Source organism: Mesorhizobium sp. M0938, assembly GCF_040319125.1.
Taxonomy (GTDB): Bacteria; Pseudomonadota; Alphaproteobacteria; order Rhizobiales; family Rhizobiaceae; genus Mesorhizobium; species Mesorhizobium robiniae.
Map to the genome: position 1 here is coordinate 35,869 of NZ_JAMYNS010000031.1, position 6,121 is coordinate 41,989.

Annotated in this window: 2 protein-coding genes and 6 pseudogenes; 4 read left to right on the forward strand and 4 right to left on the reverse strand. The window is 60.9% G+C overall.

What is annotated here, in order from left to right; genetic code table 11:
- Nucleotides 1-305 (forward strand): annotated as a pseudogene (locus tag NKH73_RS31165) (ectoine synthase).
- A gap of 810 nt (nucleotides 306-1,115) precedes the next feature.
- Complete coding sequence (locus NKH73_RS31170; protein ID WP_352939050.1) at nucleotides 1,116-1,919, forward strand: amino acid kinase family protein; 804 nt, start codon at nucleotides 1,116-1,118, stop codon at nucleotides 1,917-1,919.
- A gap of 86 nt (nucleotides 1,920-2,005) precedes the next feature.
- On the opposite strand, the pseudogene NKH73_RS31175 reads toward NKH73_RS31170, so the two are convergent.
- Nucleotides 2,006-2,329: pseudogene (locus tag NKH73_RS31175) on the reverse strand (IS66 family transposase); the annotation flags it as partial.
- A gap of 75 nt (nucleotides 2,330-2,404) precedes the next feature.
- Between NKH73_RS31175 and NKH73_RS31180 the strand changes: the two are divergent.
- A pseudogene (locus NKH73_RS31180) lies at nucleotides 2,405-3,393 on the forward strand (IS110 family RNA-guided transposase); the annotation flags it as partial.
- Here NKH73_RS31180 and NKH73_RS31185 read toward each other — a convergent pair.
- The 3 genes and pseudogenes from NKH73_RS31185 to NKH73_RS31195 form a co-directional block, all read right to left on the reverse strand.
- Nucleotides 3,390-3,626, reverse strand: a pseudogene (locus tag NKH73_RS31185) (transposase); the annotation flags it as partial. The pseudogenes NKH73_RS31180 and NKH73_RS31185 sit on opposite strands and share 4 nt — an antisense overlap.
- A 229-nt stretch (nucleotides 3,627-3,855) precedes the next feature.
- Nucleotides 3,856-4,012, reverse strand: a pseudogene (locus NKH73_RS32670) (AAA family ATPase); the annotation flags it as partial.
- Between the two features lie 389 nt (nucleotides 4,013-4,401).
- Nucleotides 4,402-5,439, reverse strand: a complete 1,038-nt coding sequence (locus tag NKH73_RS31195) for an IS110 family RNA-guided transposase (protein ID WP_352939058.1) — start codon at nucleotides 5,437-5,439, stop codon at nucleotides 4,402-4,404.
- Between the two features lie 177 nt (nucleotides 5,440-5,616).
- Here NKH73_RS31195 and NKH73_RS31200 point away from each other — a divergent pair.
- Nucleotides 5,617-5,881: pseudogene (locus NKH73_RS31200) on the forward strand (transposase); the annotation flags it as partial.
- Nucleotides 5,882-6,121 lie beyond the last annotated feature (240 nt).

A 6,121-nucleotide genomic window follows, 5' to 3' on the forward strand; every position in this document is an offset into this window, starting at 1 on the left:
ATGATCGTCAGGGATTTCAATGAGGAGAAACTGACAGCCCGGCGGGTCGAGACGACGAGTTGGGAAAGCGTGCGGTTGCTCCTCAAGAACGATGGGATGGGCATATCACTAGGATTTATTCGGACGCCCGGCTCAAGATGCATTATGGGAACCACCTTGAGGCGATCTACTGCATCTCGGGAACGGGCTCTATCGAGGGTTCCCAAGCGGATGAGGTCCATGTCGTGCGACCGAACATCATTTACGCGTTCGATAAGCACCTGCGTCTTCGTCCCTCCGTTGGCCGGCAGCGAGGTGTACGATGAGACCGGCGCGTATCCTCTCGACTCTGAGGCGATCTGATGTCGCTACACAGAGAAGGTTAATGAGCGTCGGACATGGAGAGTATTCGGCTCCTCCGCCTCTCCGCAGTCGCTCGTCATGCCAGAGGTCGTGGCTTCCCCTGCGCTAGCACATCCTCAGACCAGGAAAGTACGACGACGCGTGGATTCGATCTACCGCCCATCCTGGCGTTTCGGAGAACCTTCGCAGGGCATGGCAGCGCTGCGAGCGACGTCAGAAGGAGAAGAGTGTGTGGGCGTCAGCTCGCATGCAAGACGTCTTGCCGCGAAATAGCGGCTATGGGCGGCTTGCTGGTGCTGCAGGTTGTCAACTGACCAACCCACCTCGCCGAAAAGGATTTTTGAGCTGAATCTCCTGCCTAACCGCGAGCCTAGCGCCCACTCTGTCGAGAAGATTGGAGGCACGTCGATCTCCAACACCGCTGCCGTACTCGAGAACGTCCTAGTCGGAGGACGCAAGGGGAGCGGACTCTACAACCGGATATTCGTCATATCCGCTTATAGTGGAATGACCGATCTGCTCCTCGAGTACAAGAAAACTGGCAAGCCCGGCGCCTATGCGCGTTTTGCGGGCGACAGATCAAGATCGGCTTTGGTCGAAGCGATCGCAGAGGTCCGTCGTGAGATGAGGAGGATCAATGCGGAAGTCTTCGGCCGCTCGCCGGATGGCGCGTCGCCGATGATTTTGTTCGCGACCGCATTGAAGGAGTGCGTAGCTGCCTATTGGATCTGCAGCGGCTTTGTTCATATGGCCCCTTCAGGCTCGAAGAGCACTTGGATACGGTGCGCGAGGTTCTCGCCGCGCAGGGCGAAGCCCACAGTTCCCACAACACGGCACTGCTCCTCAGGACACTTGGCGTGGAGGCAATCTTCGTGGACATCACGGGCTGGCTTGACGAAACTGAAATGAGCCTTGACGCGCGAATCGAGACGGCGCTATCCGCGATCGACCTCGGCAAGCAGTTGCCGATCATCACGGGCTACAGCCGATGCCCAGGTGGCCTGGTGCAGATTTATGGCCGTGGCTACACCGAGCTTACATTCGCCCGGATCGCCGTACTCACAGGCGCCAGGGAGGCAATAATCCACAAGGAGTACCATCTTTCGACAGCTGACCCCAAGATTGTCGGCATTGAACGGGTCCGCACCATCGGCCACACCAACTATGATGTCGCCGATCATCTCTCTAACCTCGAAGTGGAGGCGATACATCCGGCTGCAGCCAAGGAGCTGCGCCATGCGAATATACCTCTTCATTTCAAGAATACCTTCGAACCTGGGGACGAAGGAACCGTCATTACGCGCGGCTACGTCTCTAACACACCGCAGGCAGAGATTATCACCGGCCTCAGAGGAGTGTACGCCCTAGAGTTTTTCGAGCAGGATATGGTGGGTGTGAACGAATATGATGCGGAGATTCTCAAGAAGTTGAAAGGCTATGACGTCCGCGTCGTCACTAAGGCATCAAACGCAAATACCATCACGCATTATCTCTCTGCGGCACCCGAGGTAATCGCGCCCGCTGTCCAGGCTCTAGAGGAAAGCTTTCCGACGGCTGAATTGTCACAAAGAAGGTGAGCATTGTCTCGGCCATCGGAAGCGACCTAAATCTCCAGAGCCTAACGTTCATTGCTGTGCAAGCGCTAGCGGATGCCTGGCGGCCTCTGATCCTTTTCTTTCAGGACCTGAACAGTCGTCTCGTCGCCATGGATGAGGGGCTGCGATCTGAGCCGCAGCTTCAGGGCGTCATAGATGCGGGAGAGATGCTTTTCGCTCGAGCCGATCACCCAGTGGCCCAGAGCGCCACGGCTGACAGGAACACCCGCGCGCTCGAAGGCCTGCGCCAGGCGGTAGAGCGGCGTGCCGTCGACGTATTTGTAACGAGCGCGAAGGCCAGCGGCCGTGGCGATGCTGCCCGGCAAGGGTTGTGCGGGCATCGGCGCGGTCACGACCGGCGTGTTGATGCCGGTACGGTCACAATGGCGGCAGATCCCATGGGGAGTGGATCGTGGCCCGCACTCTGGCAGAGTGGGCCATCGCAACTCGCTCTTTGGAGGCCCTTCATGCATCTTTCGACCGCCGATCAATCCGAGCTACAAGCCGCTGTCCGCGTGGATCTTGGCGCAATCTTCGTCTCGCTGGAGCTGTCCAGATCGACCTGGCTAGTCACCTCGATTGTACCGGGCAGCGAGAAGATGTAGCGCCACATGGTCGCCGGCGGCGACAGTGCCGGGCTGCTCGTTTGCCTCACCGGGCTGCGCAGCAAGGCCGAGGCGCGCACCGGCACGCTTTATCCGTTGGTGGTGATCCAGGAGGCGGGGCTGGACGGCTTCTGGATCGACCGGGTGCTGAACCGCGAGGACTGGATCGAAAGTCACATCGTCGATGCGGCATCGATCGCGGTGTCGCGCCGCCACCGTCGCGCCAAGACGGATCGGCTCGATGGCGAGGCGCTGATCCGCGCCCTGCTGGCCGTCAAGCGGGGTGAGCCGCGCGTCTGCTCGATGGTCCGGGTGCCGACGCCCGAGAATGAGGATCGCCGCCGGACCAACCGCGAGCGCAAGGTGCTGGTCGCCGAACGGGTCGAGCACGTCAACCGCATCAAAGGCCTGCTCTTCCGCCAGGGCATCCGCGACTACGAGCCTTTGCGCCGCGACCGGCGTGATCGCCTGGAAGAACTGCGGACCGGCGATGGCCGCGCCCTGCCGGCCCGCATGAAGGCCCAGATCGGCCGCGAGCTTGACCGTCTCGAATTGCTGCTCGGCCAGATCAAGGCGGTGGAGGCCGAGCGCGACGCGCTGCTCGCTGCCATGGCGGTGGACGCCTCGACGCCGGCGGCGATGTTGCTCAAGCTGAAGGGTATCGGGCCGGAATTCGCGACAATCCTCCATGCGGAAGGGCTGTTCCGGCATTTAACAACCGCAGGCAGGTGGCCGCCTACGCGGGACTGGCACCTTCCCCATGGAAGAGCGGCACGATCGATCACGAACAAGGCGTGTCGAAGGCAGGCAATCCGCGGCTGCGAACGACGATGGTCGAGCTTGCCTGGCTGTGCCAGGGGCCGAAATGGATCGGCAGCATCCGCCAACCGCAACCGGAGCGGACCAGGTAGCGCACGGCGTTGACCACCTCCCGGAAATCAACCTCGCGCGGACGGCCGCGACGCCCAGGCTTGGCCATCAGCGGTGCGAACTGCTCCCACTCTTCGTCCGTCAAATCAGACGGGTAGCGCTTGGTCTTCTTGGCAATCTGGGCCATCCGCCCACGGCTCTGCTCTGTCCACATCAACAGCTTGAATCATAACCAAGCCTCAGACGGAACCCATAGCCAGCCGATTTTCAAAACGGTCTCTAAGGCTGAGTTAGTGCATCTGGCCGATGATTGATTTGCACAGCGTCACCACCGGCATCGTGGAACCTCGAGCACGTCGCAGACTTCGGTTGCGCGAAAATCGCCGTAACGGCTGGGAACATCGGCCCTGATCGATCGCGGGATCGTCGTTTGCTACGAGAGTCATGCGGCTGTTCTCGCGCAGCGGCAGTTCTTCCGACAGCAGGATGTCGATCGCCTGCAGTGCCGACAATTCCCCATGCTCGATGCGTCGCTCGACATGGTCGAGTGCCTCGAGCGCGCGGACATCTTCGGTCCGAGAGATCGTGGCGGATCCGAATTTTTCAAATGGTCGATACGCCTCGTGCAGCGCCCCCCGTTTTCGGAGGATTTCAAGAAATGGATCGAAAGAACCTGGCTTGGCCAGCGTGCCTTGAGCGACTGCTAGCCTAGCAGGCTTCTCTGATTGGGGTTTGAGGTCAAGCTCCTCCTGCTTTCTTTTCCGGACGATGTCGCTCCGTGGGTCACTCGCTTCTCTTCGCGGTCGGCGCAGGGCCGCCGCATGATGGGGTCAGTAGAGCGAGGCGTCTCAATCTGTTGAACGACCTTGGGAGAGTTCGCCCCAGGATCGTGCCTGCTAGCGAGATCGCCTTGCCCATCGTCCCACGGGAACGATCCGGATCACCCTTCTGGGCGAAACCGCTCCTTCTTCATTTGTCCGTTGTCCATTTCATGCCGACACGGGACCGGGCTCCTTGCCGTAGCGGAATTCTGTCGCATCAACCCACATGTGATGCAGGATGACGGCGAGTTTGCGGGCAACCGCGACCCGGGCCCGCGCCATACCGCGCCGCTTGGCGACGTTCATGCCCCACGCGCGCAGGCTCGACCACTTTTTACTGCGCACAAGCAGTGTGTGGGCCGCTTCGTAGAGGGCAGTACGGGCAAGCTCGTCGCCGCAGCGGCTGACTTTGCCCTGGATGTCGGTCTCACCGGACTGGTAGCGCGCCGGGGTCAGGCCCAGATGCGCGCCGACATTCCTCGAACGGCTGAACCGCTCCGGCCGGTCGATCGTGGCCCGGAAGGCGAGCGCGGTGATGGGTCCGACGCCGGGAACGCTCATCAGCCGCCGACAGACCTCTTCCTTGCGAACGAGACCGAGGACCTGCTTCGTCAGGCGGGCGAACTCTCCGAGCATTGTGGCGAGGATCGTCAGCAGTGGCTCGACCAGCGGCATGACAACCGGATCTGTGCCGGCCAACTCGCGCACACGACCGGCGAAGGCGGTTCGCGACGGCGTGCCCAGCTTGATGCCGGCCTCCCGCAGGATCGCCCGGACCACGTTCTCGATGGTACGCATTTCGTTCAGCACCGTGCGGCGGGCGACGAGGAGGGAACGCCAGAGACGGCACTGCCGGCTCTTCACATGCACCTGTCGATACCAGCCGGTGCGCATGATCTGCGCCAGCGCGCGGGCGTCATTCCGATCCGTCTTGTTCGGCATCGTCTTCATCGCCGCATTGGCCTGCCGGGTCTCGATGCAGATGGCGGGCAGGCCATCGGCGCACATCCCTTCATGAAGCCAGGCCGTCAGCGAACACGCTTCCAGCCCGATCCGCTCCAGCGGCAGATCGACTTTCCGCAGCGCTTCGCTCAACGCCTGCGGCTCGCTCGCCGCACGCGCCTCCTTCACGATCCGCCCGGCTTCGTCAACCACGCAAATCGCGGTCTCTTCCAAAGACACGTCCAGTCCGGCAAAATACTTCATGGCTGCTCCTTCCTGATGTTTGTGGCGATCTACATCGACCACGTTCTCACATCCCGACAGGAGCAGCCGCCTCATTTCAGCTCGGGGCTGATCCCAATCACCCCATCTGTTGAAAAAGGGCTCGCGACAGCCCCGGGTTCGTGATTCACTCTGACCACCAAGAGGTGGGAGTTTATCGTGCGCGGTGGAGACGAGCGGTCAGGGGTTGTTCAGCTATGTGGACCTTGAAGCGCGGGTGCGACGCGATCATCCGCTGTGCCGCATTCGGGCGATCGTGAATGAGGCGCTGTCGGCGCTGGAGCGCGAGTTCGCTGCACTGTATTCGCCGATCGGTCGACCATCGATCCCACCGGAAAAGCTGCTCAGGGCGATGCTGCTGCACGCCTTCTATTCGATCCGCTCGGAACGGCTCTTGATGGAGCGTCTGAAATACGACCTCCTGTTAGCTTAAGTCCGCAATGATCGAAATGCGCCTGCTCGTTTCCTCTATCGGAACAGCCGGTTGAAAGTTCGTGCGTTCCCTTACAGCTGCGAGATCATCGTCGACTATCGACTTCTTCTAATTAGTGTCCGTCCATAAACGCCGATTTTCCGCGTGTTTACCGTAGCTTGCTCCTACTTGCGGGTTGTTTTGGGGCGCTTGGTCGACACCGAGCGCAAGGAACGCGACCGGAAGAGCCTT